The organism is Kitasatospora sp. NPDC049285 (assembly GCF_040678815.1).
Lineage (GTDB): Bacteria > Actinomycetota > Actinomycetes > Streptomycetales > Streptomycetaceae > Kitasatospora.
Map to the genome: position 1 here is coordinate 165,961 of NZ_JBFAQR010000002.1, position 24,528 is coordinate 190,488.

Consider the following 24,528-nt stretch of genomic DNA (forward strand, 5'->3'; position numbering starts at 1 on the left):
CCGCCCGGCTGCTGCGCGGGCGGGGCCCAGTACGGCGGAACGGCCTCTGCGGTCAGGGTCGCTCGCCCCGCTTGACCATCGGCTTGGGCAGCCGCAGCCGGCGCATCTGCAGGGTGCGCATCAGGCCGTACATCAGGGCGCCGCGGGTGTCCTCGTTCGGGAACTTCGCCGCCAGGCCCTTGCGCAGCGACAGGCCGATCCGGACGAAGTCCAGGATCACGACGATGAAGAAGACCATGAACAGGTAGGTCGAGAGCAGCTGCAGGTAGCCGATCTTGGTGATGCTGAGCACCAGGACCACGACGGCGTACGGCAGGAAGAACTCGGCGGCGGCCCAGCGCGAGTCGATGAAGTCGCGCACGTAGCGGCGGACCTTGCCCTTGTCGCGCGGCGGCAGGGCGGACTCGTCGCCGTTGAGAAGCGCGGTGCGCTGCTTCTCCCGTTCGGTCCGCATCCGGTCGCGGGCCTGCTTGGAGGCCTCCTTGCGGTCCTTGGGGACGGTGACCCGGGTCTTCCGGTTGGCCTCGGCCTCACTGCGCTTGGGCGTGGGCCGACCCTTGGGGGCCTGCGGGTCGCGGGTGGTGGACTTCTCGTCCTCCTTCGTCAACGTGACGGTGGAGGCGGCGGATTCATCAGAGCGGCGTCGGAACACACTCCCAGCGTACGGGTTGACCGGCCGCTTTCCGTCAGGCCCTTGGACCCAAACCGATATCGATCGCCAGGACGATGCCTGACGGCCCCTTGCTGTAGCAGCATTGTTGCAGGCTGGTGGACTGCGGCGGCGAGGCCGCCGCGCATACACTCGACCTGTCACGAGACGCAAACCCAAGGCCCGAGAAGGGGGCTATCGAGGCCCATGAGCGACGGAATCATGAAGCGGATGGGGCTGATCTTCCGCTCCAAGGCGAACAAGGCCTTGGACCGGGCGGAGGACCCGCGCGAAACGCTCGACTACTCCTACCAGAAGCAGCTGGAACTGCTGCAGAAGGTGCGCAGGGGCGTCGCCGACGTGGCCACCTCCCGCAAGCGCCTGGAGCTGCAGCTCACCCAGCTCCAGCAGCAGTCCTCGAAGTACGAGGACCAGGGCCGCAAGGCGCTGTCGCTCGGCCGTGAGGACCTCGCGCGCGAGGCGCTCACCCGCAAGGCCAACCTGCAGACCCAGATCACCGACCTGGAGACGCAGTACCAGGCCCTGCAGGCCGAGGAGGAGAAGCTGACGCTGGCCTCCCAGCGGCTGCAGGCCAAGGTGGACGCCTTCCGCACCAAGAAGGAGACCATCAAGGCCACCTACACCGCGGCGCAGGCGCAGACCCGGATCGCCGAGTCGTTCTCCGGTATCTCGGAGGAGATGGGCGACGTGGGCCTGGCGATCCAGCGGGCCGAGGACAAGACCGCGCAGATGCAGGCGCGGGCCGGCGCGATCGACGAGCTGCTGGCCTCCGGCGCGCTCGACGACGCCAGCGGCCTGGGCCGCAAGGACGACATCGAGGCCGAGCTGGAGCGGGTGGCCGGCGGCAGCGACGTCGAACTGGAGCTGGCGCGGATGAAGGCCGAGCTGACCGGCGGCACCCCCGCCTCGCAGCCGCAGGCCATCGAGCCGGGCAAGCAGGACACCCCGCCGCCCACCATCAACTACAACAAGTAATCCCGAGCAGGGGAGACGCACCAGCATGATCATGCGGGTCTTGGGTGAGGGGCAGTTCGAGGTCGCCGAGGCCGACCTGAACCGGCTGAACCAGCTGGACGACGAGCTGCTCCAGGCCGTCGAGGCGGGCGACGAGGCGGCCTTCAAGGCTGCCCTGGGCAGCCTGTTGGCGGCGATCCGGGAGGTCGGCACGCCGCTGGCCCCGGAGTCGCTGGAGCCGTCGGACCTGATCCTGCCGGACGCCGAGGCGTCCCTGGAGCAGGTCCGCGAGCTGCTGCGGGACGAGGGCGACGGCCTGATCCCCGGTATCCCGGAGTAGTTCGGGCGCGGTACGTGACGAGAGGGCGGGCACCCCCGGTGGGGTGCCCGCCCTCTCGTGTGCGCCGTGGAGGATCGTTACGGCAGGGCCAGCATCCGGTCGAGCGCGGCCTTGGCGTACTTCTCGGTCTCGGCGTCCACTGTGATCACGTTCGGCACCCGGCCCTCGGCGAGCGACTCCAGCGCCCACACCAGGTGCGGCAGGTCGATCCGGTTCATGGTCGAGCAGAAGCACACCGTGCGGTCGAGGAAGACGACCTCCTTGTCCGGGTGCGCCTTGGCCAGCCGGCGGACCAGGTTCAGCTCGGTGCCGATGGCCCACTTGGAGCCGGGCTCGGCGGCGTCCAGCGCCTTGATGATGTACTCGGTCGAGCCCACCATGTCGGCGGCGGTGACCACCTCGTGCTTGCACTCGGGGTGCACCAGCACTGTCACGCCGGGGATCCGCTCGCGGACCTCCTGGACCGAGTCGAGGCTGAACCGGCCGTGCACCGAGCAGTGCCCGCGCCACAGGATCATCTTGGCGTCGCGCAGCTGCTCGGCGGTCAGCCCGCCGTTCGGCTTGTGCGGGTTGTAGAGCACGCACTCCTCGAGCGGGATGCCCATCTCCAGCACCGCGGTGTTGCGGCCCAGGTGCTGGTCCGGCAGGAACAGCACCTTCTGCCCCTGCTCGAAGGCCCACTCCAGCGCCCGCTTGGCGTTGGAGGAGGTGCAGATGGTGCCGCCGTGCCTGCCGGTGAAGGCCTTGATGTCGGCGGAGGAGTTCATGTACGAGACGGGCACGGTGACGTCCGCGACGCCCGCCTCGGCGAGCACGTCCCAGCAGTCGGCGACCTGCTCGGCGGTGGCCATGTCGGCCATCGAGCAGCCGGCCGCCAGGTCCGGCAGGACCACCTGCTGGCGCTCGGAGGTCAGGATGTCCGCCGACTCGGCCATGAAGTGCACGCCGCAGAAGACGATGAACTCGGCCTCCGGGCGGGCCGCGGCGTCCCGGGCCAGCTTGAAGGAGTCGCCGGTGACGTCGGCGAACTCGATGACCTCGTCGCGCTGGTAGTGGTGGCCCAGGATGAAGACCCGGTCGCCGAGCTTCTCCTTCGCCGCGCGGGCCCGGGCGACCAGGTCGGGGTCGGAGGCGGCGGGCAGGTCGCCGGGGCAGTCGACGCCGCGCTCGCTGTTCGGGTCGGCCTCGCGGCCGAGCAGCAGCAGGGCGAGCGGCGACGGAGTGGGGTCGACGCCGTATGTCTCGGTGGTGGTGGTCACGGGCGGGTGCCCTCCTGATGCGGCCGGATCGTTCCCGACCAGCCTTCTCGTCTATCTGACACTATCTATGATAACCGGTTCTCGTCAGGCTGACGATGGCCGTCCTGTCGATGTGACGAGAACCGCTCACCAGGATGGATGCTTCCGGCGCGAGAACCCCCCGTGCCATCCGCTTGGCTGGAGGCCATGAAGGCAATCGCGATCAACCGCTACGGCGGCCCCGACGTGGTCGAGTACACCGAACTGCCCGACCCCAAGATCGGCCCCGACACCGTTCTCGTCCGCACCCGCGCGGTCGGCGTCAACCCGGTCGACTGGAAGATCCGCGAAGGACTCCTCGACGGGATCCTCGACGTCCACTTCCCCCTCGTCATGGGCTTCGACCTGGCCGGCGTGGTGCAGGCGGTCGGCGGCGCCGTCACCGAGTACGCGCCCGGCGACGAGGTGATCGGCTACGTCCGCAAGGACGTCATCGAACGCGGCACCTACGCCGAGCTGGTCGCCGCCCCCGTCCGCACCCTGGCCCGCAAACCCGCCGCGCTCAGCTGGGCCGAGGCCGGCGGACTGCCCACCGCCGGCCTCACCGCCCAACAGGGCCTGGTCACCGCGCTCGGGCTGCGCCGCGGCGAGACCGTGCTGATCCACGCCGCGGCCGGCGGCGTCGGCTCCGTCGCCGTCCAGGTCGCCACCGCCCTCGGCGCCCGCGTCATCGGCACCGCGGGCCCGCACAACCACACCTACCTGCGCGGCCTCGGCGTCGAACCCGTCGAGTACGGGCCCGGCCTCGCCGACCGGGTCCGCGACCTCGCCCCCGACGGGGTGGACGCCGTCCTCGACCTGGTCGGCGGCGACGCCGTCGAGGCCTCGCTCCCGCTGCTGCGCGACCCCGCCCGGATCGCCTCCGCCGTCGACTTCCGGGTCACCGCCCACGGTGGCCGCTACCTGTGGACCCACCCCGACCCCGAGGACCTCGCCGCCGTCGCCCGGCTCGCCGACGAGGGACTGCTCACCGTCCCGGTCGCCTCCACCTTCCCGCTCAGCCAGGCCGCCTCCGCCCAGGCCCTCAACGCCGAGGGCCGCACCCGCGGCAAGATCGTCCTGCTGGTGGACTGAACGGAGCCCGGCCGTCCGCGACAATGGGCCCCGCAGAGTCGTTTCTCCTCCGACTCGCCACCCTCACCCGCACCACCCCGTGGAGCCTTTGCCATGAGCGAGCGCAGCGAGCGAATCGTTGAGAGGTGCGCATGTGCGAAGCGCCTGCCGAGCGAAGCGAGGCGGGTCGCATGAGCACCCACCGGCCGCCGGACCTCGGCGGGACGGCGCTCGACGACACCGACCGGCTGCTGCTCGAACACCTCAGCCGCGACGGCCGCGCCTCGTACGCCGAGATCGGACTGCTCGCCAACCTCTCCGCCACCGCCGTCCGCCGCCGCATCGACCGGCTGCGGGCGCGCGGAGTGGTCCGCGGCTTCACCGTCGTCCTCGACCCCGCGCTGCTCGGTTGGCGCACCGAGGCCTTCGTCGAGGTCTACTGCCGCGCCCGCACCTCGCCCGAGGAACTCCTCGCCTCGCTGCGCCAGTTCCCCGAGGTCGCCGCCGCCTGGACGGTCACCGGCGACCCCGACGCCCTGGTCCACCTGCGGGCCTCCGACACCCGCCACCTGGAAGCCGTCATCGAGCGCATCCGCAAGGAACCCGGCGTCCAGCGCAGCCGGAGCTCCGTCGTCCTCTCCCAGCTCATCTGACGCAGGAAAGCTGCGCCGCACCCCCCGAACACGCATGAAAGGGGCCCCAACCGGCCGTGTTCCGACGCGCGGCCCACCGCCCCCGCTGCCTACGCTGATCATGACCCCACCCTCACCCCCACCGCAGCGAGGACCCCGTGTACGCAGCGCCCGACCGCATGCACCAGCCCGACAACCAGCTGGTCGACCTCGTCTTCGACTACATGCGCGAGCGCCTGCAGTACAACCCCGTCCCGCTCGACCACCCCGGCGACGGCGCGCACCTGCGCGAATCCCTGGCCGGGCTGCTGAACGAGCAGGGCAACAACCCCGCCGACGTGCTCAAGCTCTACGACCACGAGCTCTCCCGCGCCGTGATCTCCGCCGACAGCCCGCGCTACCTCTCCTTCATCCCCTGCGCGCCCACCAAGGCCGCCCTGCTCTTCGACATGGTGGTCTCCTGCGCCTCCCTGCAGGGCATCTCCTGGCTGGAGGCGGCCGGCGCCATCGCCGCCGAGAACCAGGTGCTGCGCCTGATAGCGGACCGGGCCGGCCTCCCCGCCAGCGCCGGCGGCACCTTCGTCTCCGGCGGCTCCGCGGGCAACCTCTCCGCGCTCGTCGTCGCCCGCGACACCGCCCGCCGCAAGCTCGGCGTCGGGCCCGAGGCCCGGCTGCGGATCGCCGTCGCCGACCAGGTGCACTCCTCGGTCAAGAACACCTTCAACATCATCGGCGTCGAGGCCTTCGTGGTCCCCACCGTCGACCGCCGCTTCACCGGCCAGGCCCTGCGCGCCGCCCTCGCCGCCGACCCGAACCCCGAGACCGTGATCGCGGTGGTCGGCACCGCCGGCACCACCAACGAGGGCATCATCGACGACCTGGCGGGCCTCTCCGAGGTCACCCGGGAACGCGGCCTGTGGTTCCACGTGGACGGCGCGTACGGCGGTGCCGGGCTCTTCGCCCCCTCGGTGCGCGAGCGCTACAACGGCATCGAGCACGCCGACTCCTTCGTCGTCGACCCGCACAAGTGGCTCTTCGCGCCGTTCGACTGCGCCGCGCTGCTCTACCGCAACCCGCAGCTCGCCCGCGCCGTGCACACCCAGGACGCCTCCTACCTGGACGTCCTGCACACCGAGGGCGACGAGTGGAACCCCACCGACTACGCCTACCACCTCACCCGCCGGGCCCGCGGCCTCCCGCTCTGGTTCTCCCTCGCGGTGCACGGCACCCAGGCCTACACCGACGCCATCGAGACCGGCCTCAAGCTCGCCCAGGACACCGCCCAGGTGATCCGCGACAGCGAGCACCTCGAACTGCTCCACGACCCGCAGCTCTCCGCCGTCTGCTTCCGCCGCAAGGGCTGGACCCACGAGGACTACTACCGCTGGTCCCAGCAGCTCCTCGCCGACCAGATCGGTTTCGTCACCCCCACCGGCTGGGACGGCGAGACGGTCGCCCGCTTCGCCTTCCTGCACCCGGGCACCACGATGGAGATGGTCGAGGAGATCCTGGCCACGATGCGCTAGTCAGAGGTACCCGCCGTCCGGAATGTACGGCGCCGGCGGGCGCATGCCCTTCACGGCCACGTAGCCGCGGGTGCGCAGCGTCAGACCCAGTTCCAGGCCGACGTCGACGGCCCACTCCTGTTCTGCGGTGAGGTTGTCGACGGCGGCCTCGGTGCCTTCCGGGACGCGGGCGAGGGCCTCGCGCAGGAGGCGGACGGCGAGGCGCTTGGAGGTGGCGGCGAGGAGCCGGACGGTGCCGCCGTCGCGGTAGCAGTAGCCGGTGCCGGCCAGGGTGTCCGCGATCAGGAGTTCCTCGTGGTGGGCGAGCATGAAGCCGTGGTCGGGGCCGTGGGCGGCCCCGCGCACCCGGCGGTCCACCGAGTCCAGCAGGTGGCGGTGGGTCGCGTTGCCCGCGTGCACCGGGATGTCGCCCGGGTCGAGCAGCCCGGCCCGGTCCACCGGACCGGTGAGCGTCATCGCGGGGTGCAGCGTGAACCCGGCCAGCCGGTAGCGGCGGGCCGCCGCGGGGGACGGCGAGGCGCACAGCATCCCGCGCAGGCAGCCCCGGCCGTACTCCATCGAGCGCTCCAGCAGGAGCCGTCCGACGCCCTTGCCCTGGGCGGAGGGCGCCACCACCAGCAGCGACAGCGCCCAGAGGCCCTCGCGGCGCAGCGCCAGCGCCGCGCCGACCGGTTCGCCGTCCTGCTCGGCGACCCAGCAGCCCTCGGGGTCGGTGCGGGCCAGGTGGCGGGCCTTGGCGATGCCGCGGACGGTGCGGCGCCGGTCGGCCTCGGTGACGGGCGCGTCGGCCGGGCGGCCGGCCAGGTCGCCGAAGGCGGCCCGGCTGATCCGCTCGACCGCCTCGGCGTCGGCGGGGGTGTCCTGGAGCCGGCGAATGAGCACGGTCACATCCTGCTGCGATCCGGGAGCGGGCGGTAGCGGTTTGCCGAACTGGGCGATGACCTGCTCCGCCCGGTGTGCGAGCATGGACGCGTGGGGGAGTGGGCGACGAAAACGTCCCCCGAACGCACCACCTACCGGAAATGAATCCGGGAGGCCGCTGGTTGGCACTGGCGGATCACAGTCGTCACAGACCGGGAGTAAGCATGACCGTCCAGGACGAGACCACCGTCGAGAGTGGCATTCTCCTCACCGATGCCGCCGCGGCCAAGGTCAAGGGCCTGCTGGAGCAGGAGGGCCGCGACGACCTGTCGCTGCGTGTCGCCGTGCAGCCCGGCGGCTGCTCGGGCCTGCGCTACCAGCTGTTCTTCGACGAGCGTTCGCTGGACGGCGACGTCGTGAAGGACTTCAACGGTGTGAAGGTCGTCACCGACCGGATGAGCGCCCCGTACCTGGGCGGCGCCACCGTCGACTTCGTCGACACCATCGAGAAGCAGGGCTTCACCATCGACAACCCGAACGCCACGGGCTCCTGCGCCTGCGGCGACTCGTTCAGCTAAGCCGGTCGCACCACCGGCACGCCGAGGGCGGCTCCCCCGTGGGGGAGCCGCCCTCGCGGCGTTCTCAGCGCGGGCCGCCCACCGCGTCGGTGGCCGGCGGCAGCTGCTCGCCGGTGGCCAGGTCGACCACCCCGCCGCTGGTGACCGGCTTGCTGAGCGTCGCGGTGACCTGCTGGCCCTTGATGATCTGCGGGCAGGCCTGGCCGCGCGGCGCGGTCTCGGTGATCACCACCCGGACCTTCAGCACCGGCGGAGTGTCCTCCTCCACCTTCAGCCCGTACTTGTCGCACACCCCGGCGAAGAAGAACACCGTCAGCCGGGTCGGGCTCTCCAGCCGGTACCCGGTCGCGGGGATCTTCACCGGCGTCGGCGTCGGCTCACCCACCGCGATCCCCGGGCTGGTCGGCTGCGCGGGCGAACCCGAGGGCTGCGGGGTCGGGCTCGCGGACGGGGTCGACGGGGCCGAGGAGGCGGGCGCGCTCGGCGACCCGGACGCGCTCGGCGAGGCCGCGGTACCCGAGGGCGCGCCGCTCGACGCGGCGCTCGGCCCGGAACCGCCGCACGCGGTCAGCAGCCCGGCGGCGAGGGCCGCTCCGGCGAGCGCGGCGGCCAGCCGGCGGGTGCGCGGGGCCTTGGTGGAGACGGCTGCGGTCCTGTCGTCCATGATCTGCGTTCCTCCCGAGGGTCACGCGGCTCCGCCGTGCCGGCGGTACCGCGCGGATTTGACGTGCCCCGGAGGAAACCGGTTCCGGTCTAACTGTCGTACTCCGACATCCCCGCCACCACGCGCCGGGCCGCCACCGGGACCCAGACGCTCGACGCGACCTTCGGCAGCGCGGCCTTCGGGCCGGGCGCGGCGGTCGGCCAGAACCGGACCAACCGGCGCGAGGAGCTGAGCAGCTCGGCCATCGACTCGGCACCGGAGTCGTCGGGGCTGCCCGGAATCCATCCGGGGGAGTGACTCGTCACCATCGGTACACCACTCCGATCGCCGTGCCGCGGCCACACTGCCGCGGACCTGGGCGGGGGTCGCGTCCGACCCCCGCGCTTGCGACCCTAGGACGGTCGGGGCCCGAGCGACAGGGCTACTCAGGGGTAGTACCTGTTCGGTCCGTACCGGCCGCGCACCCTCCGCGCTGTACCGTAGGTGAGTTGTTGTCCCCGCTCCGGCCACCGCCGGGCCGCCCGAGGAGACCCCCGTGCGCATCGCCGTCGCCGGCTCGATCGCCACCGACCACCTGGCCACCTTCCCCGGTCGCTTCTCCGACCAGTTGATGCCCGAGCAGCTGCACACCGTGTCGCTGTCGTTCCTGGTCGACACCCTGGACATCCGCCGCGGTGGAGTCGGCCCCAACATCGCCTTCGGCATGGGCCTCCTGGGCCTGCGCCCGGTCCTGGTCGGCGCGGCCGGCGGCGACTTCGCCGAGTACCGCAGCTGGCTCGACCGGCACGGCGTCGACACCCACTCGGTGCACATCTCCGAGACCCGCCACACCGCCCGCTTCATGTGCACCACGGACCAGGACCACAACCAGATCGCCTCCTTCTACACCGGGGCGATGGCCGAGGCCCGCAACATCGAGCTCAAGCCGATCGCCGACCGGGTCGGCGGGCTGGACCTGGTGCTGATCGGGGCCGACGACCCGGCCGCGATGGTCCGCCACACCCAGGAGTGCCGGACCCGCGGCTACGCCTTCGCGGCCGACCCCTCGCAGCAGCTCGCCCGCCTCGAGGGCGAGGAGATCCGGGAGATCGTCGACGGCGCCGCGTACCTCTTCACCAACGAGTACGAGGCCGCGCTGATCGAGTCCAAGACCGGCTGGTCCCCGGCGGAGATCCTGGACCGCGTCGGCACCCGGGTCACCACGCTCGGTGCGAAGGGTGTCCGCATCCAGCGCCGCGGCGAGCCCGACATCGTGGTCGGCTGCCCCGCGGAGGAGCGCAAGGCCGACCCCACCGGCGTCGGCGACGGCTTCCGCGCGGGCTTCCTGGCCGGCCTCTCCTGGAACCTCGGCCTGGAGCGCGCCGCGCAGATCGGCTGCATGCTCGCCACCCTGGTCATCGAGACCGTCGGCACCCAGGAGTACGAGCTCCGCGGCGGCCACTTCCTGGACCGCTTCGAGACCGCCTACGGCGTCGAGGCGGCGGACGAGATCCGCACCAAGCTCAGCCGCTGAGTATTCAGGGGCTCGGGGAACTGCGAGGCGAGTGACCCCCGCCGTTCCCCGGGCCCCTGCTTCGCTTTCACTTCTCCACGAGGTAGGAGACGCCGTTCGCGATCGGGGTCTCGCCGAGGTAGGTGTGGCCACACATCTCGCACCAGGCGGGGATGTCGAGGCGAGCGGCCTCGTCGTCGGAGAGGACGGCGATGCGGGCGCCCGGGGGGAGGTCCTTGATGTGCTTGGCGAGTTCGATGACGGGGATCGGGCAGCGCTTGCCGAGGGTGTCGAGGACCCGGGTGTCGGTGGGGGCGGGGAGGTCGAGGCCGAGGGGGGCGCGGACGGTGGCGACGATGTCGGGGAGGACGGCGAGGAAGCCGTCGACCTCGGCGGGGGTGGTGCCGGGCGGGAGCGAGACCCGGACGTTGCCCTCGGTGAGGACGCCCATCGCGGCCAGCACGTGACTGGGGGTCAGCGTGCTGGACGTGCAGGAGGAGCCGGAGTTGACGGCGAAGCCGGCCTTGTCGAGTTCGCCGAGCAGGACCTCGCCGTCGACGTAGAGGCAGGAGAAGGTGACCAGGTGGGGCAGCCGCTCCACCGGGTGGCCGAGCACCTCGGTCTCGGCGACGAGTCGCGGGACGCGCTCGCGGATCAGGTCCACCAGCGCGGTGAGCCTGGCGTTCTCGGCGTCGGCCTCGGCGCGGACGGCGCGCAGCGACGCGGCGGCGGCGATGATCGCGGGGAGGTTGGGGTAGCCGGGGACCCGGCCGCGCTCGCGGTCGTCGGCGGGGAGCGGGGAGGCGTACCGGACGCCCTTGCGGACGGCGAGGACGCCGACGCCGGCGGGGCCGCCCCACTTGTGGGCGCTGGCGGTGAGGACTGACCAGCCGTCGGGGACCGGGAGGCGGCCGGCGCTCTGGGCGGCGTCGACCAGGAGCGGCACCTCGCCGCAGAGCGCGGCGGTCTCGGTGACCGGTTGGAGGGTGCCGACCTCGTGGTTGGCGGACTGCAGCACGGCGAGGGCGGTGTCGGGGCGCAGCGCGGCGGCGAACTCTCCTGCGGTGACCCGGCCGTGGCGGTCGACGGGGACGGCGGTGGCGGTGTTGCCGTCGGCGGTCCAGTGCTCGGCGGTGTGCAGCACGCTGGAGTGTTCGACGGCGGAGTGGACGAGGTGGGCGCCGCGGCGGCGGTTGCCGCGCAGGGTGCCGAGGATGCCCAACTGGACGGCCTGGGTGCCGGATGCGGTGAAGACGATCTCGTCGGCGCGGGCGCCGAGGACCTCGGCGGTGGTCTCCCGGGCGGCGTCGAGCAGCATCCGGGCCTGCCGGCCGGAGCGGTAGAGCCGGGCCGGGTCGGCCCAGCCCTCGTCGAGGGCGGCGAGCATCGCCTGCCGGGCGACGGGGTGCAGCGGGGTGGTGGAGGCGGCGTCGAAGTAGGGCACGAAGCCACCGTAGACGACGCCCCTTACGGGGTGATTCCTCCCGGCCGGTGCGGCGTCCGACGGTCCGTCACCCGCGTGTCGCAGTGCGGTCGCCCGAGCGGCTGTGGGAGGCTCGGACGTCCGCCATGACCTGCGACTCCGTCCGCTCTCCGACCGCCCGGTGGAGGCGGTTCACCCCTCGGGGGCTGATCGGGTAGCCGGGCGGCGCGTTAGCGGGGGCTGCCCGTGAGTGCCGCATAAGGATGGAGTAGCGTTTGGCCCGCATAAGCATTCAAACCGTGCCCGTGGCCGGGCCGTCGGGGAAGACCGCAACGGACTCCCTCTGATGGTGCGTTCGCGGGCGAGACTTCGGGAAGGCGCTACGTGAGTCCCAACGGCTCCGACCGCTCGCCGCGGCGCACGATGCGGCGGAAGCTGCCTCAGGCGCTGGCACTGGGCCTCGTCATCGCGACCGCCACCGGCTGCTCGGCCAACGACCTGCCCAGGCTTGGCCTGCCCACACCCGTCACCAAGGAAGGCCCGCTGGTCCTTCACATGTGGCAGGGCTCGTGGATCGCCGCCCTGGTGGTCGGTGCATTGATGTGGGGTCTGATCCTCTGGAGCGTGATCTTCCACCGGCGCAGCCGCACCAAGGTGGAGATCCCCGCTCAGACCCGGTACAACGTGCCCATCGAGGCCCTGTACACCGCGGTCCCCCTCGTCATCGTCTCGGTGCTGTTCTACTTCGTCGCGCGCGACGAGGCCACCCTGACGAAGACCACTGCGCATCCCCAGCACACCATCAACGTGGTGGGTTTCCAGTGGAGTTGGGCGTTCAACTACGAGAACGGTGAGGTCCCGGACCCGGCGAGCACCACCGCCGCGTACGAGGTCGGAACTCCCGCGGAGCCGCCGACCCTGTACCTGCCGATCAACGAGTCGGTGCAGTTCCGGCTGACCTCCAAGGACGTCATCCACGACTTCTGGCCGATCAACTTCCTGATGAAGCAGGACGTCGTCCCGGGCGTGGTCAACAAGTTCCAGGTCACCCCGACGTCGTTCGGCACCTTCCGTGGCAAGTGCGCAGAGCTGTGCGGCACCGACCACTCGCGAATGCTGTTCAACGTGAAGGTCGTCACGCACGACGAGTACGAGCAGCACCTGAAGGAACTGCGGGCCAAGGGCCAGTCCGGAGCGGTGCCCTCCGGCATCATTCCCACGGGAAGTGAAGAGAAGTGACCATCCTCAACGAGCCCGCCGCGGCCGGTGGGGGAGCCGGGGCAGTCACCTCGGGGACCCAGCGGACCCGCAAGCCGGGCAACGCGATCATCAAGTGGCTCACCACCACGGACCACAAGACGATCGGCACGATGTACCTGGCGACCTCGTTCGCCTTCTTCCTGATCGGCGGCGTCCTCGCCCTGGTCATGCGTGCCGAGCTGGCCCGGCCGGGCACCCAGATCCTGTCGAACGAGCAGTTCAACCAGGCGTTCACCATGCATGGCACGATCATGCTGCTGATGTTCGCCACGCCGCTGTTCGCGGGCTTCGCCAACTGGATCATGCCGCTCCAGATCGGCGCCCCCGACGTCGCCTTCCCGCGACTGAACATGTTCGCCTACTGGCTCTACCTGTTCGGCTCGATCATCGCGGTGGCCGGCTTCCTCACCCCGCAGGGCGCCGCCGACTTCGGCTGGTTCGCCTACTCGCCGCTGTCGGACGCGGTCCGCTCGCCGGGCATCGGCGCCGACATGTGGATCATGGGTCTGGCCTTCTCCGGCTTCGGCACCATCCTCGGTGCGGTCAACTTCATCACCACGATCATCTGCATGCGCGCGCCCGGCATGACGATGTTCCGGATGTCGATCTTCGTCTGGAACGTCCTGCTGACCGCCGTGCTGGTCCTGCTGGCCTTCCCGGTGCTGGCCGCCGCGCTGTTCGCCCTGGAGGCGGACCGCAAGTTCGGGGCGCACGTCTTCGACCCGGCCAACGGTGGTGCCATGTTGTGGCAGCACCTGTTCTGGTTCTTCGGTCACCCCGAGGTCTACATCATCGCGCTGCCGTTCTTCGGCATCGTCTCGGAGATCATCCCGGTCTTCAGCCGCAAGCCGATGTTCGGCTACTCCGGCCTGATCGCCGCGACCATCGCGATCGCGGGCCTCTCGGTGACGGTGTGGGCGCACCACATGTACGTCACCGGACAGGTGCTGCTGCCGTTCTTCTCCTTCATGACCTTCCTGATCGCGGTCCCGACCGGTGTGAAGTTCTTCAACTGGGTCGGCACCATGTGGAAGGGCTCGCTGAGCTTCGAGACCCCGATGCTCTGGACGATCGGCTTCCTGGTCACCTTCCTCTTCGGTGGTCTGACGGGTGTTCTGCTCGCCTCCCCGCCGATCGACTTCCACGTCTCGGACTCGTACTTCGTCGTCGCCCACTTCCACTACGTGGTCTTCGGCACCGTCGTCTTCGCGATGTTCGCCGGCTTCCACTTCTGGTGGCCGAAGATGACCGGCAAGATGCTGGACGAGCGCCTCGGCAAGATCACCTTCTGGACGCTCTTCGTCGGCTTCCACGGCACCTTCCTGGTGCAGCACTGGCTGGGCGCCGAGGGCATGCCGCGTCGTTACGCGGACTACCTGGCCTCGGACGGCTTCACCACGCTGAACACCGTGTCGACGATCAGCTCGTTCCTGCTCGGCCTGTCGATCCTGCCGTTCCTCTACAACGTCTGGAAGACCGCCAAGTACGGCGAGAAGGTCGAGGTCGACGACCCGTGGGGTTACGGCCGCTCGCTGGAGTGGGCGACCTCCTGCCCGCCGCCGCGGCACAACTTCCTCACCCTGCCGCGGATCCGTTCGGAGTCCCCGGCGTTCGACCTGCACCACCCGGAGATCGCGGCGCTGGACTACCTGGAGAACCACGGTGAGCCGGCGAAGCACTTCGAAGGTGTGACTCCCGCGCAGTACGACCGTCCGTCGCTGGGCAACGGCAAGAAGGAGGGTGACGCCTGATGAAGGAACAGGGAAAGATCTTCGCCGGTCTGGCCGTGTTCGTGCTGGCGATCGCCATCACCTACTTCGTCTGGACCACCAAGTCGGACCACGGCCTGGAGGCCGCGGGCACCACCGCGCTGTTCCTGGCCTTCGCGCTGTGCGCCTTCATCGGCTTCTACCTGGCGTTCACCGCCAAGCGGGTCGACACCGGCGCCGGTGACAACCCCGAGGCCGAGGTCTCGGACGACGCCGGCGAGGTGGGCTTCTTCGCCCCGACCAGCTGGCAGCCGCTCTCCCTGGCGATCGGTGGCGCGCTGGCCTTCCTGGGCGTCATCTTCGGCTGGTGGCTGCTGTTCTGGTCGATCCCGATCATCCTGGTCGGCCTCTTCGGCTGGGTCTTCGAGTTCTACCGCGGCGAGAACCAGAACCAGTAGTTCCGCTCCGCGCAATCCGAGCGACGGGCCGGGCACCCCTCCGGGGGGTGTCCGGCCCTCGTCGTTCCCCCGCGCGGGGTAGCACGGAGTGCCGCCCGGGTGACCCCTTCCTACGCTCTGAGGCAGGTTCAAACCCCTGGGAGGTTCCGTTGAAGGGCTCTCGGATAGTTGGAAGCACCCGCACCGCGCTGGCCGCCCTGCTGGTCATCACCCCGGCCGCGGCCTGTTCCACCGGCAGCGGGTCGAGGTCGGGGAAGGCGGCGGTCCACCCGATCGACGTCGCCCCGCTGATCCACACCTCGGCCGGCACCGGCAAGGCCGACCCGGCGCAGCCGTACACCGTCAGCACCGACGGCACCTCGACCATCGGCGAGGTCACCGTGACCGGCCCGGACGGGCAGCCGGTGGCCGGCGAGCTGACCGCCGACAAGCAGCACTGGAAGACCACCGCCCCCCTGCGGGCCGGCGCCGCGTACACCGTGAAGGTCGCCGCCGCGGACGGGAAGGGCGGGCAGGGCCAGGAGGACACCACGTTCACCACCGCCGACCCGCAGCACGTCATCACCGCTCAGCTCGGCCCGGACTCCTCCGGCAGCGGCGTCTACGGCGTCGGCCAGCCGCTCACCGTCGAGCTCTCCGATCCGGTCTCCGACCCGGCCGCCCGGCAGCAGATCGAGCGCGGCCTGACCGTCACCTCGCAGCCCGCCGTCACCGGCGCCTGGTACTGGGTCGACGACAAGAACCTGCACTTCCGCCCGCAGGACTACTGGCCCGCCAACACCACCGTGAAGCTCGCCTACGACCTGCCCGGCATCCGGATATCCGACGGCGTGTACGGCGGCGCGACCCAGTCGCTCGCGCTGCGGACCGGCGACCGGGTGGAGGCGCTGGTCGACGCCGGGACCCACGAGCTGACGTACAAACGCAACGGCGCGGTGGTGAAGACCATCCCGGTGACCACCGGCAAGCCCGGGTTCTCCACCCGCAACGGCATCAAGGTGGTGCTCGGCCAGGAGCCGGACGTCCGGATGAGCGGCGAGACGATAGGCATCCCGGAGGGCAGCAGCGAGTCCTACGACCTGGACGTGAAGTGGGCGACCCGGGTCACCTGGAGCGGCGAGTACGTGCACGCGGCGCCCTGGTCGACCTGGGCGCAGGGCAAGGAGAACGTCAGCCACGGCTGCACCGGCATGAGCACCGACGACGCGAAGTGGTTCTTCGACAACACCCGGGTCGGTGACCTGGTGCAGGTGGTGAACAGCCAGGGCCACGAGATGGAGCCGTTCGGCAACGGGTTCGGCGACTGGAACGTCTCGTGGGACGACTGGGTGAAGCACGGCGCGATAGGCAAGCCGGTGAGCACGGCGGTGCCGGTGGCCCCGGCGAGTGTGAACCCGGGTCCGTCGGCGCAGGCCGCCCAGCAGCGGTAGCCGGCCCACCGTCAGGTCCGCCCGGGGAGCGTGGTGCTCCCCGGGCGGACCTCTGTCGTCTACCGGGACGCGGTGGTGCGGGCGAGCGCGAGGTAGCTGCCCGCGGCGACCAGGACGCCGGCCGGGAGGGACAGGTCGACGTCGGCGAGCGCGTGGGCCAGCGGGCCGGTGTAGAGCTCGGTGCGCAGGCAGAGCGCCGAGGCGAGGGTGCCGGCGGCCAGGGCGGCGGCGCCGGGCCAGCTGACGCCGCCGGTGTACCAGTACGGGGAGGCGGGGGTCTCGTCGGTGAGGGCCCGGCCCTGGTACCGGTTGCGGCGGAGCAGGATGTCGGTGGCGTAGACGGCCATCACGGGGCCGGTGAGGGCGACCATGAGTTCGAGCATGTTGTTGACGGTGTCGAGGAAGTTCGAGATCAGCAGCGCGTAGAGGGTGAGCGCGACGCCGAGGGTGCCGTCCAGGGCGACGCTGCGGGAGCGGCGGATGCGCAAGCCGATGGCCTGCAGGGCGAGGCCGGAGCTGTAGGCGGTCATGGCGTTGTTGCAGACGCCGCCGAGCACGATGGCGAGCAGGAAGAGCGGCTGGAACCAGCCGGGGAGGACGGCGGTGAGGGCGGACTGGGGGTCCGTCATGTCCAGGGTGGTGGCGGCCAGGGTGCCGAGGGCGGTGAACAGGACGCTGGGGACGAAGCCGCCGAGCGCGGTCCAGCCGGCGACGGCGCGGGGCGAGGCGGTGCGCGGGAGGTAGCGGGAGAAGTCGGCGCTGTTGCTGTACGAGAGCGGCGCGGAGGCGATCAGGGCGATGCCCCCGGCCAGCGCGGCGAGCAGGTCGGTGCCGTGCAGCGGTTCGGCGGGGCGGTAGTGCCAGTCGGTGTGGCCGGCCAGGACGTACCCGGTGAGGGCCAGGAAGACCGCGAGGAGGGCGACGGTGAAGGGCCCGTAGAGCCGGACGATGGTGGCGTGGCCGTACACGCTGATGGCGAGGGTGGCGGCGGCGACCAGGACGATGATCGCGACCTTGAGCGGGGTGCCCGGGGTGAGTTCGGCGCGCTCGGCGAGGGCGAAGGCGGCGAGCGAGGCGGCGGCCCAGTTCAGGGCCAGGTAGCAGACCGAGACGAACCAGCCGCCGAGGGCCACGTTCACGCGGTTGCCGCGGACGCCGAACATCGCCCGCATGATCACCTCGCTGGGCGCGCCGGCTGCGGGGCCGCTGACCGCGAGCAGGCCGACGCCGGCCCAGAGCAGGTTGCCGGCCAGGATGACGACGAGGGACTGCCACAGGTCGAGGCCGATCAGCACCAGGGTGCCGCCGACCACCAGGTTGAGGTAGCTGACGTTCGGGGCGGCCCAGACGGCGAAGAGCTCGCGGGCGCGGCCGTGGCGCTCGGAGTCGGGGATGTGGTCGATGCCGTGGGCCTCGACCCGGCCGGCCCGGTCGGCGGGCGGTGGGGGAGTGGGGAGCTCCGTACGGGGGTCTGGAATCGTGGATTCCATGGAGTCCTCCGAAGTTTCGAGTGCGGGAGCCGGTGCGGGAGCGGGCGGAGCGGGATCCGGCTTGTCTATTGGTCGCACATCCAATAGCGTGCCGGGCATGTCGTCAAGCGTCCCGCCGAAACGGGTCCGCAAGAACCCCGAGGCCAGAAGGGCGGAGATCGTGGCCGCAGCGGCCGCGATCGCGCTGGCCGAAGGGCTGGAGTGCATCACGATGCGGCGGGTCGCCGAGGAGCTGGACGTCCGGCCCGGGCTGATCAGTCACTACTTCCCGGTGGCGGAGGAGCTGGTCGCCGAGGCGTTCGGCACCGCGGCGACCGGCGAGCTCGCCGAGCTGCTGCCCGCTTCCGAGACGGGACTGCCCGCGGTGGAGCGGCTCGCCCGCTTCCTCGGCCGGACCGCCGGACCGCGCTACGACGAGCTGAGCCGGCTGTGGCTGAACGCCCGTCACCTGCGCCGGTTCCGGCCGGCCCTGCACGAGCGGCTCGGCCGGCAGGAGGCGGCGTGGCGGGACAGCCTGACCGCGCTGCTGCGCGACGGTGTGCAGTCCGGGGAGTTCCGCACCCCGGACCCGCAGGTCACCGCGATGCAGGTGCTGGTCGTCCTGGACGGCCTCGGCGTGCACTCCGGCCCCGACCGGGCCGGTCGGCCCGCCGCGGTGCTCGGGATGGCGCACGCCACCGCGGAACGCGAACTCGGCCTGCCCGCCGGGACGCTCGGCACCCCACCGGAACCCACCCCCTAGGAGCCCCCGTGCACCCCGACCTCGTCCTGCTCAACGCCCGGCTGCTCGACCCGGGCACCGGGGCCTTCCTGCCGTTCGGCGCGCTCGCCGCGAGCGGCGGACGGATCACCCGGCTCGGCGAGGAACGGGAACTGCGCGCCCTGGCCGGGCCCGGGACCACCGTGGTCGACCTGCGCGGCGCGGTGGTCACCCCCGGCCTGACGGACGGTCACCTGCACCCGGTCTCCGGCGCCGAGCGGACCACCGGCGTCGACCTCTCGGCCTGCGCCGACCTCGCCGAGGTGCGGGCCGTACTGGCCGCCGCGGTAAGGGAGTTGACGCCCGGCCAGTGGCTGCGCGGGTGGGGACTCGACCCGAACGCCTTCGGCGGGCAGCCGGTCGCCGCGGACAGCCTGGCGCCGGTGCTGGACGGGGTGCCGACCGCGATCGACCTGTTCGACGCGCACTCCATGCTGGTCAGCCACCGGGCGCTGGAGCTGGCCGGGATCGACGGGCCGCGACGCTTCGCGCAGGGCTCCGCCGAGGTGGTGTGCGACGCCGCCGGGCGGCCGACCGGACTGCTGCTGGAGGACGCGGCCTGCGAACTCGTCGAGGCGGTCGCGCCGAAGGTCGGCTTCGCCGAGCTGTGCGCGCAGAGCGAGGCGGTGCTGCGGCGGATGGCCGCGGCCGGCCTGACCGGCGGACACGCGATGGACGCCAACGGCGAGAGCCTGGCGGTGTACGCGGCCCTGGAGGAGCGCGGCGAGCTGCCGCTGCGGCTGCGGATCGCCCCCTGGTGCCAGCCCGGGACCGACGACGAGGCGCTGGCGGAGCTGATCCGGCGTCAGGGCGAGGGCGGCCGGAACTGGCGGGTCACCGGGGTGAAGCTGTTCATGGACGGCACCATCGACAACGGCACCGCCTGGCTGGAGCACCCGGACTGCCACGGCGAGTCGACCGGCGCGTTCTGGCCCGACCCGGCCGCGTACAGCCGGGTCGTCGCGGAGCTGCACCGGGGGAAGGTGCCGACCGCCACCCACGCGATCGGCGACGCGGCGGTCCGGCACGCGCTGGACGCGGTGGAGCAGGCGGCCGCCGCGCACGGCGCCGGGGTGCGGCACCGGATCGAGCACATCGAGACGGTGCCCGACGACACGGTCGGCCGGTTCGCGGCGCTCGGCGTCACCGCCTCCATGCAGCCCACCCACTGCACCGAGTACACCCGGGCCGACCACACCGACAACTGGTCGCGGCGGCTCGGCGAGGAGCGCGCCAACCGGGCGTTCCGCTGCCGGGACCTGTGGGAGGCCGGGGCGCGGGTGGTGCTCGGGTCGGACTGGCCGATCGCGCCGTTCGCCCCTCTCGGCGTGATGGCCGGCGCCCGGCACCGGCGGCCCAGCCGCCACCTCGACCAGCCGCCGCACCTGCCCGAGCAGGCCCTCACCCCGCTCCAGGCACTCCAGGGCTACACCGTCAACCCGGCCTGGACGGCGGGCGAGGAGGACCGGGCGGGGCGGATCGCGCTCGGCTACCGGGCGGACCTGACGGCCTTCGCGGAGGACCCGCTGGCGGTGGGGGACACCTCGCTGGCGGAGCTGCCGGTGGTGCTGACGGTGTCGGGCGGACGGATCACGCACCGGACCGCGGACTGAGCCGTCACGGGCGCAGCCGCCAGAGCTTGAGCGGGCTCTCGACGGTGCCGGTGTAGCACCGGCCGCCCGGCGGCGGTGCGTGCCAGGTGGACGACGCCCATGCCGCCCTCGCCGAGCCGCCCCAGTACCTCGTAGGGCCCCACCCGCTCCGGGTCCCCCGCCTCCGACTCGTGCATCGCCACCCTCTCCGATTCCACCCAAGAGGGGTGTTCTAGGGAGAGAGTTGACGACCCGTAAGCCGATCAGTCGCGGGTGGCGTCCAGGGCGGTGACGACGGCGGCCAGGGCGTCGTCGCGGCTGAGGCCGAGGCGGGTGACCAGGGCGGCGTACTCGGCGGCCGCGGTGGCGGCGAGGCGGTGCGAGGTGTCGCCGGTGGGGGCGATGGTGGTGCCGGCCCGGCCGCGGGTCTCGACCACGCCGTCGGCCTCCAGCTCGCGGTAGGCCCGGGCCACGGTGTTGGCGGCGAGGCCGAGCTGCTCGGCCAGGGCTCGGACGGTGGGGAGCTTCAGGCCGACCGGGAGCTCGCCCGCGCGGGCCTGGGCCGCGATCTGCGAGCGGACCTGCTCGTAGGGCGGGGTGGGGGACTGATGATCGATCACCACGTGCACCCGCACAAGATAACAGGGCGTCAGGTCGGCCCGCCGCACATGCCAGAACCCCCGCCGGCCGGGGCCGACGGGGGTTCTGACGTGGCGTGACAGCTACACGGGATCAGTGGTGGCCGTGGCCGCTGGTGATCTCCTGGTACTCCTCGGTGGTGGGCTTGGCGATCTGGTTGCCCTCGCCGTAGAAGCCCTCCGACAGCTTGACCCGGGCCTTGGTGACCACGCCGGCCTTGCGGGCGACGCCGTTCTCGTCCGTCTCGGCGGGCAGCTCCAGCGGCTGGGGCTGCTCGTGGGCGGTGAGCGAGTGCAGGTCCTTCTGGTTCAGCGGGGTGTGGACCTCGATGAACTCGCCGTGCGGCAGGCGCTTGATGATGCCCGACTCGCGGCCGTGCAGCACCTTGTCCTTGTCACGGCGCTGCAGGCCGAGGCACCAGCGCTTGGTGACGAAGAAGGTCAGCACCGGCACCACGAAGAAGCCGACCCGCACCAGGTAGGTGATCGAGTTGATCGACAGGTGCAGGTGGGTGGCGAACAGGTCGTTGCCACCGCCGACCAGCAGGATCAGGTACAGCGAGATCCAGGCCGCGCCGAGACCGGTGCGGACCGGGGCGTTGCGCGGGCGGTCCAGGATGTGGTGCTCGCGCTTGTCGCCGGTCACCCAGGACTCGATGAACGGGTAGACCGCGATCGCGGCCAGCACCATCGGGAAGATCGCCAGCGGGACCATCACGCCGAGGTTCAGCGTGTGACCGCCCCAGACCGAGATCTCCCAGCCCGGCATGATGCGGATCAGGCCCTCGGAGAAGCCCATGTACCAGTCGGGCTGGGCGTCGGTCGACACCTGGTCCGGACGGTACGGGCCGTACGCCCAGATCGGGTTGATCGTCGCGATCGCCGACATGGCCGCGATGATGCCGAACACCAGGAAGAAGAAGCCACCGGCCTTGGCCATGTAGACCGGCATCAGCGGCATGCCGACGACGTTCTTCTCGGTCTTGCCCGGGCCCGCCCACTGGGTGTGCTTGTGGTAGAAGACCAGGATCAGGTGCGCCACCAGCAGGCCCAGCATGATGCCCGGGATGAGCAGCACGTGGATGGTGAAGAACCGCGGCACGATGTCCATGCCGGGGAACTCGCCGCCGAACAGGAACATCTGGATGTAGGTGCCGACGATCGGCACCGCCAGGATCGCGCCCTCCATGAAGCGGATACCGGTGCCCGACAGCAGGTCGTCCGGCAGCGAGTAGCCGAAGAAGCCGTCGAACATGCCCAGGACCAGCAGCAGGAAGCCGAAGACCCAGTTGATCTCACGGGGCTTGCGGAACGCGCCGGTGAAGAAGACGCGCATCATGTGCACGAGCATCGCGGCGACGAACACCAGCGCGGCCCAGTGGTGGATCTGACGGATCAGCAGACCGCCGCGGACCTCGAAGCTGATGTCCATCGTCGAGGCGTACGCCTCCGACATCCGGATGCCGTTCAGCGGGAGGTACGAGCCGTGGTACACGACCTCGGCCATGCTCGGCTTGAAGAACAGCGTCAGGTACACACCCGTGAGGATGATGATGATGAAGCTGTAGAGGCAGATCTCGCCGAGCATGAAGGACCAGTGGTCCGGGAAGATCTTGCGCAGGTTCGACTTGGCGAGGGTGTAGATGCCCAGCCGGCCGTCGACCCAGTCAGCAGCCGACTCGGCCTTGTTGGCGGGCTTGGCTCGGGTGCTGGCCGGCTTGGAGGCACCGGTGGTGCCGCTGGCGGAACTCATCGCGGACGCTCCCAGTAGCTCGGGCCGACGGGCTCCGCGAAGTCGCCGGTGGCGACCAGGAAGCCCTGCTCATCGGTGGTGATCTTCAGCTGCGGCAGCGGGTGGCCGGCCGGGCCGAAGATGACGCGAGCGCCGTCCGCCAGGTCGAAGGTCGACTGGTGGCAGGGGCAGAGCGCGTGGTGGGTCTGCTGCTCGTACAGCGAGATCGGGCAGCCGACGTGGGTGCAGATCTTCGAGTAGGCGAGGATGCCCTCGAAGCCCAGCTGCGCGGAGTTCGCGTCCTTGATGTCCTCCGGCGCGATCCGGACGACCATCAGGGCGTCCTTGGCGATCTGCTGCTGGAAGGTCTCGTCCGACTCCTCCAGGCCTTCCGGCTTGGCGAAGGTCAGCGAGCCCTGGACGATGTCCTCGGGCTTCATCGGCTGGTTGGTGTTCATGTTCACCAGCGCGATCGGCTTGGCCGGCGTGGCCAGCACCCAACCGGTGTGCAGGAGCTTCTTCTCCGGCAGCGGACCGAGGTCGCGCAGCAGCACCACACCGGACAGCGGCACCAGGGCCATCGAGCCGATCAGGGTGTTGCGGATCATCTTGCGGCGGCCGAAGCCGGACTCCGCGGCACCCGTCTTGAACTGCTCGATGACGTCGGCGCGGAGCTCGTCGTCCGCCTCGATCGCGTGGCGCTCGGCCGGCAGCTCGTGGTCCGACATCAGGGTGCGGGCCCAGTGGACCGCGCCCGCGCCGATGCAGAACAGCGCCACGCCGAGGGTCATGCCCAGGGCGAAGTTGAGCGCGCTGACGTGGCCCAGCGGGAAGATGTAGACGAGCTTGTCGGCGTCGATCGAGGCGTAGGACGCGATGAAGCCGATGGTCGCCAGCATCGAGACCACGAACAGCAGCGAGACCTGACGCTCGGCCCGCTTGGCGGCCCGCTCGTCGATGTCGGTCCGACGCGGCTCGTGGGCCGGCAGGCCCGGGTCGGCGAACGGGTCGTCGTGCGCGGCGACCTCGGTGCCGTGGGAGGCGGCGTGCGCCTCCGGCAGGTTCTCTGACATGTCGTGGCTCATGACTTCTTGGCCTTGGTGGTGTGGGCGGCGACCCAGATCGCGATCACGATGAGAGTGCCGAGACCGAAGATCCAGCCGAACAGGCCCTCGGTCACCGGACCGAGGCTGCCCAGGGCGAGACCACCCGGGTTGGGCTCATCGTTCGTGTGGCGGACGAACGCCACGATCTGGCGCTTCTGCTCCTCCGGCATGGTGGTGTCGGGGAACGACGGCATGTTCTGCGGGCCGGTCTGCATGGCCTCGTAGATGTGCTTGGCGTCCACGCCCTCCAGCGAGGGGGCGTACTTGCCGTTGGTCAGTGCGCCGCCCTTGCCCGCGAAGTTGTGGCACTGGGAGCAGTTGGTGCGGAACAGCTCGCCGCCCTTCGCGACCTGCTCGGCGTTGGTCGCCGGGTCGGTGGAGGGCTCGTACTGCTTGCTGTCCGGGGCGACCGGGCCGGGACCGAGCGAGGCCACGAAGGCCGCCAGCTGGTCGATCTCGGTCTGGGTGTAGATGTTCTTCTTGCTCGGGACCTGCGCGCCAGGCTGCTGGGCCGGCATGCGGCCGGTCCCGACCTGGAAGTCGACAGCCGCGGAGCCGACGCCGACCAGCGACGGACCGTCAGAACTGCCCTGGCCGTTCAGCCCGTGGCAGGAGGAGCAGCCGACGGCGAAGAGCTTCTTGCCCTCGTCGATGGCCAGGGACTGCGAAGAGCTGTCGGCCTGCGCCTTGTCGGCGGGCGCGAAAGCGGCGTACAGCCCCCCGGTGGCCGCCAGGGCGAGAAGTAGAACGACGACCGCCGCCAGTGGGTGGCGCCGTCGTGCGGAGAGCTTTTTCACGGATTAACCCCGGTGTCAGGATCTGGTCGGCAGCAGCCTGCCCCCGACTCCCAGGCGTCGACGTG

At 71.2% G+C, this 24,528-nt stretch carries 24 protein-coding genes; 13 read left to right on the forward strand and 11 right to left on the reverse strand.

Annotated features, from left to right (window positions below):
• Nucleotides 1-52: 52 nt before the first annotated feature.
• Complete coding sequence (locus AB0K51_RS02520) at nt 53-607, reverse strand: DUF3043 domain-containing protein (RefSeq protein WP_363449648.1); 555 nt, start codon at nt 605-607, stop codon at nt 53-55.
• A 249-nt stretch (nt 608-856) separates the two neighbouring features.
• Between AB0K51_RS02520 and AB0K51_RS02525 the strand changes: the two genes are divergently transcribed.
• Together AB0K51_RS02525 and AB0K51_RS02530 are read left to right on the forward strand one after the other, a co-directional pair.
• Complete coding sequence (locus AB0K51_RS02525) at nt 857-1,645, forward strand: PspA/IM30 family protein (protein ID WP_363449649.1); 789 nt, start codon at nt 857-859, stop codon at nt 1,643-1,645.
• Between the two features lie 25 nt (nt 1,646-1,670).
• The gene (locus tag AB0K51_RS02530) at nt 1,671-1,964 is read left to right on the forward strand and encodes a hypothetical protein (protein WP_363449650.1); all 294 of its coding nucleotides are present in this window, start codon (nt 1,671-1,673) and stop codon (nt 1,962-1,964) included.
• A 77-nt stretch (nt 1,965-2,041) separates the two neighbouring features.
• On the opposite strand, the gene nadA is transcribed toward AB0K51_RS02530, so the two are convergent.
• Nucleotides 2,042-3,223, reverse strand: coding sequence for a quinolinate synthase NadA (gene nadA, locus AB0K51_RS02535; protein WP_363449652.1), 1,182 nt, complete (start codon nt 3,221-3,223; stop codon nt 2,042-2,044).
• A 186-nt stretch (nt 3,224-3,409) separates the two neighbouring features.
• Here nadA and AB0K51_RS02540 point away from each other — a divergent pair, with 186 nt between their 5' ends.
• The 3 genes from AB0K51_RS02540 (at nt 3,410) to AB0K51_RS02550 (ending at nt 6,473) form a co-directional block, all read left to right on the forward strand.
• The gene (locus tag AB0K51_RS02540; protein WP_363449654.1) at nt 3,410-4,336 is read left to right on the forward strand and encodes an NADP-dependent oxidoreductase; all 927 of its coding nucleotides are present in this window, start codon (nt 3,410-3,412) and stop codon (nt 4,334-4,336) included.
• A 170-nt stretch (nt 4,337-4,506) separates the two neighbouring features.
• The gene (locus AB0K51_RS02545) at nt 4,507-4,968 is read left to right on the forward strand and encodes an Lrp/AsnC family transcriptional regulator (RefSeq protein WP_363449656.1); all 462 of its coding nucleotides are present in this window, start codon (nt 4,507-4,509) and stop codon (nt 4,966-4,968) included.
• 137 nt (nt 4,969-5,105) lie between these two features.
• On the forward strand, nt 5,106-6,473 hold the full coding sequence (locus AB0K51_RS02550) for a pyridoxal-dependent decarboxylase (protein WP_363449658.1): 1,368 nt from the start codon (nt 5,106-5,108) through the stop codon (nt 6,471-6,473).
• On the opposite strand, the gene AB0K51_RS02555 is transcribed toward AB0K51_RS02550, so the two are convergent.
• Complete coding sequence (locus AB0K51_RS02555; protein ID WP_363449660.1) at nt 6,474-7,355, reverse strand: GNAT family N-acetyltransferase; 882 nt, start codon at nt 7,353-7,355, stop codon at nt 6,474-6,476.
• Between the two features lie 203 nt (nt 7,356-7,558).
• Here AB0K51_RS02555 and erpA point away from each other — a divergent pair, with 203 nt between their 5' ends.
• The gene (gene erpA, locus AB0K51_RS02560) at nt 7,559-7,912 is read left to right on the forward strand and encodes an iron-sulfur cluster insertion protein ErpA (protein ID WP_033219641.1); all 354 of its coding nucleotides are present in this window, start codon (nt 7,559-7,561) and stop codon (nt 7,910-7,912) included.
• A 64-nt stretch (nt 7,913-7,976) separates the two neighbouring features.
• On the opposite strand, the gene AB0K51_RS02565 is transcribed toward erpA, so the two are convergent.
• Together AB0K51_RS02565 and AB0K51_RS02570 are read right to left on the reverse strand one after the other, a co-directional pair.
• On the reverse strand, nt 7,977-8,576 hold the full coding sequence (locus AB0K51_RS02565; protein ID WP_363449662.1) for a hypothetical protein: 600 nt from the start codon (nt 8,574-8,576) through the stop codon (nt 7,977-7,979).
• A gap of 89 nt (nt 8,577-8,665) precedes the next feature.
• Complete coding sequence (locus AB0K51_RS02570; protein WP_363449664.1) at nt 8,666-8,884, reverse strand: hypothetical protein; 219 nt, start codon at nt 8,882-8,884, stop codon at nt 8,666-8,668.
• A 227-nt stretch (nt 8,885-9,111) separates the two neighbouring features.
• Here AB0K51_RS02570 and AB0K51_RS02575 point away from each other — a divergent pair, with 227 nt between their 5' ends.
• Nucleotides 9,112-10,089 carry a carbohydrate kinase family protein gene (locus tag AB0K51_RS02575; RefSeq protein ID WP_363449666.1) on the forward strand — a complete coding sequence of 326 codons (978 nt, stop codon included), beginning with the start codon at nt 9,112-9,114 and terminating at the stop codon, nt 10,087-10,089.
• 67 nt (nt 10,090-10,156) lie between these two features.
• Here the strand turns inward: AB0K51_RS02575 and AB0K51_RS02580 are convergent, their stop codons facing one another.
• Complete coding sequence (locus AB0K51_RS02580; protein WP_363449668.1) at nt 10,157-11,512, reverse strand: aminotransferase class V-fold PLP-dependent enzyme; 1,356 nt, start codon at nt 11,510-11,512, stop codon at nt 10,157-10,159.
• A 363-nt stretch (nt 11,513-11,875) separates the two neighbouring features.
• On the opposite strand from AB0K51_RS02580, the gene coxB reads away from it, so the two are divergent.
• The 4 genes from coxB to AB0K51_RS02600 all read left to right on the forward strand — a co-directional run bounded on the left by coxB (nt 11,876) and on the right by AB0K51_RS02600 (nt 16,348).
• Nucleotides 11,876-12,730: a cytochrome c oxidase subunit II gene (gene coxB / locus AB0K51_RS02585; RefSeq protein ID WP_363449670.1), complete on the forward strand. Its 855-nt coding sequence runs from the start codon at nt 11,876-11,878 to the stop codon at nt 12,728-12,730.
• An 86-nt stretch (nt 12,731-12,816) separates the two neighbouring features.
• Entirely contained in the window at nt 12,817-14,502 is a 1,686-nt protein-coding gene (gene ctaD, locus AB0K51_RS02590; protein WP_363449828.1) for a cytochrome c oxidase subunit I, read from the forward strand.
• Nucleotides 14,502-14,918 carry a cytochrome c oxidase subunit 4 gene (locus AB0K51_RS02595; protein WP_363449672.1) on the forward strand — a complete coding sequence of 139 codons (417 nt, stop codon included), beginning with the start codon at nt 14,502-14,504 and terminating at the stop codon, nt 14,916-14,918. Before ctaD ends, AB0K51_RS02595 begins: the two co-directional genes overlap by 1 nt.
• Before the next feature lie 149 nt (nt 14,919-15,067).
• Nucleotides 15,068-16,348, forward strand: a complete 1,281-nt coding sequence (locus tag AB0K51_RS02600; RefSeq protein ID WP_363449674.1) for an Ig-like domain-containing protein — start codon at nt 15,068-15,070, stop codon at nt 16,346-16,348.
• A gap of 59 nt (nt 16,349-16,407) precedes the next feature.
• On the opposite strand, the gene AB0K51_RS02605 is transcribed toward AB0K51_RS02600, so the two are convergent.
• Nucleotides 16,408-17,838 (reverse strand): cytosine permease, encoded by a 1,431-nt coding sequence (locus AB0K51_RS02605; protein ID WP_363449676.1) that lies wholly within the window; start codon nt 17,836-17,838, stop codon nt 16,408-16,410.
• Nucleotides 17,839-17,935: 97 nt separating this feature from the next.
• Here AB0K51_RS02605 and AB0K51_RS02610 point away from each other — a divergent pair, with 97 nt between their 5' ends.
• Nucleotides 17,936-18,580, forward strand: coding sequence for a TetR family transcriptional regulator C-terminal domain-containing protein (locus AB0K51_RS02610; protein WP_363449678.1), 645 nt, complete (start codon nt 17,936-17,938; stop codon nt 18,578-18,580).
• An 8-nt stretch (nt 18,581-18,588) separates the two neighbouring features.
• Complete coding sequence (locus AB0K51_RS02615) at nt 18,589-20,211, forward strand: amidohydrolase (protein ID WP_363449680.1); 1,623 nt, start codon at nt 18,589-18,591, stop codon at nt 20,209-20,211.
• A 242-nt stretch (nt 20,212-20,453) separates the two neighbouring features.
• Here AB0K51_RS02615 and AB0K51_RS02620 read toward each other — a convergent pair whose 3' ends face one another.
• From AB0K51_RS02620 to AB0K51_RS02635, 4 genes are all read right to left on the reverse strand, one after another.
• On the reverse strand, nt 20,454-20,825 hold the full coding sequence (locus AB0K51_RS02620) for a GntR family transcriptional regulator (RefSeq protein WP_363449682.1): 372 nt from the start codon (nt 20,823-20,825) through the stop codon (nt 20,454-20,456).
• 97 nt (nt 20,826-20,922) lie between these two features.
• Complete coding sequence (locus AB0K51_RS02625; RefSeq protein ID WP_363449684.1) at nt 20,923-22,581, reverse strand: ubiquinol-cytochrome c reductase cytochrome b subunit; 1,659 nt, start codon at nt 22,579-22,581, stop codon at nt 20,923-20,925.
• A complete protein-coding gene (locus AB0K51_RS02630; RefSeq protein WP_363449686.1) occupies nt 22,578-23,633 on the reverse strand; it encodes a Rieske 2Fe-2S domain-containing protein in 1,056 nt (351 codons plus the stop codon). Before AB0K51_RS02630 ends, AB0K51_RS02625 begins: the two co-directional genes overlap by 4 nt.
• A gap of 8 nt (nt 23,634-23,641) precedes the next feature.
• Nucleotides 23,642-24,463 (reverse strand): c-type cytochrome, encoded by an 822-nt coding sequence (locus tag AB0K51_RS02635; protein ID WP_363449688.1) that lies wholly within the window; start codon nt 24,461-24,463, stop codon nt 23,642-23,644.
• Nucleotides 24,464-24,528: the final 65 nt, after the last annotated feature.

Coding starts and splice junctions, on each gene's coding strand:
- AB0K51_RS02570 (WP_363449664.1), bottom strand. CDS start 8,884: ATGGTGACGAGTCACTCCCCCGGATGGATTCCGGGCAGCCCCGACGAC.
- AB0K51_RS02525 (WP_363449649.1), top strand. CDS start 857: ATGAGCGACGGAATCATGAAGCGGATGGGGCTGATCTTCCGCTCCAAG.
- AB0K51_RS02540 (WP_363449654.1), top strand. CDS start 3,410: ATGAAGGCAATCGCGATCAACCGCTACGGCGGCCCCGACGTGGTCGAG.
- AB0K51_RS02610 (WP_363449678.1), top strand. CDS start 17,936: ATGTCGTCAAGCGTCCCGCCGAAACGGGTCCGCAAGAACCCCGAGGCC.
- AB0K51_RS02565 (WP_363449662.1), bottom strand. CDS start 8,576: ATGGACGACAGGACCGCAGCCGTCTCCACCAAGGCCCCGCGCACCCGC.
- AB0K51_RS02545 (WP_363449656.1), top strand. CDS start 4,507: ATGAGCACCCACCGGCCGCCGGACCTCGGCGGGACGGCGCTCGACGAC.
- AB0K51_RS02625 (WP_363449684.1), bottom strand. CDS start 22,581: ATGAGTTCCGCCAGCGGCACCACCGGTGCCTCCAAGCCGGCCAGCACC.
- erpA (WP_033219641.1), top strand. CDS start 7,559: ATGACCGTCCAGGACGAGACCACCGTCGAGAGTGGCATTCTCCTCACC.
- AB0K51_RS02530 (WP_363449650.1), top strand. CDS start 1,671: ATGATCATGCGGGTCTTGGGTGAGGGGCAGTTCGAGGTCGCCGAGGCC.
- AB0K51_RS02605 (WP_363449676.1), bottom strand. CDS start 17,838: ATGGAATCCACGATTCCAGACCCCCGTACGGAGCTCCCCACTCCCCCA.
- AB0K51_RS02595 (WP_363449672.1), top strand. CDS start 14,502: ATGAAGGAACAGGGAAAGATCTTCGCCGGTCTGGCCGTGTTCGTGCTG.
- AB0K51_RS02630 (WP_363449686.1), bottom strand. CDS start 23,633: ATGTCAGAGAACCTGCCGGAGGCGCACGCCGCCTCCCACGGCACCGAG.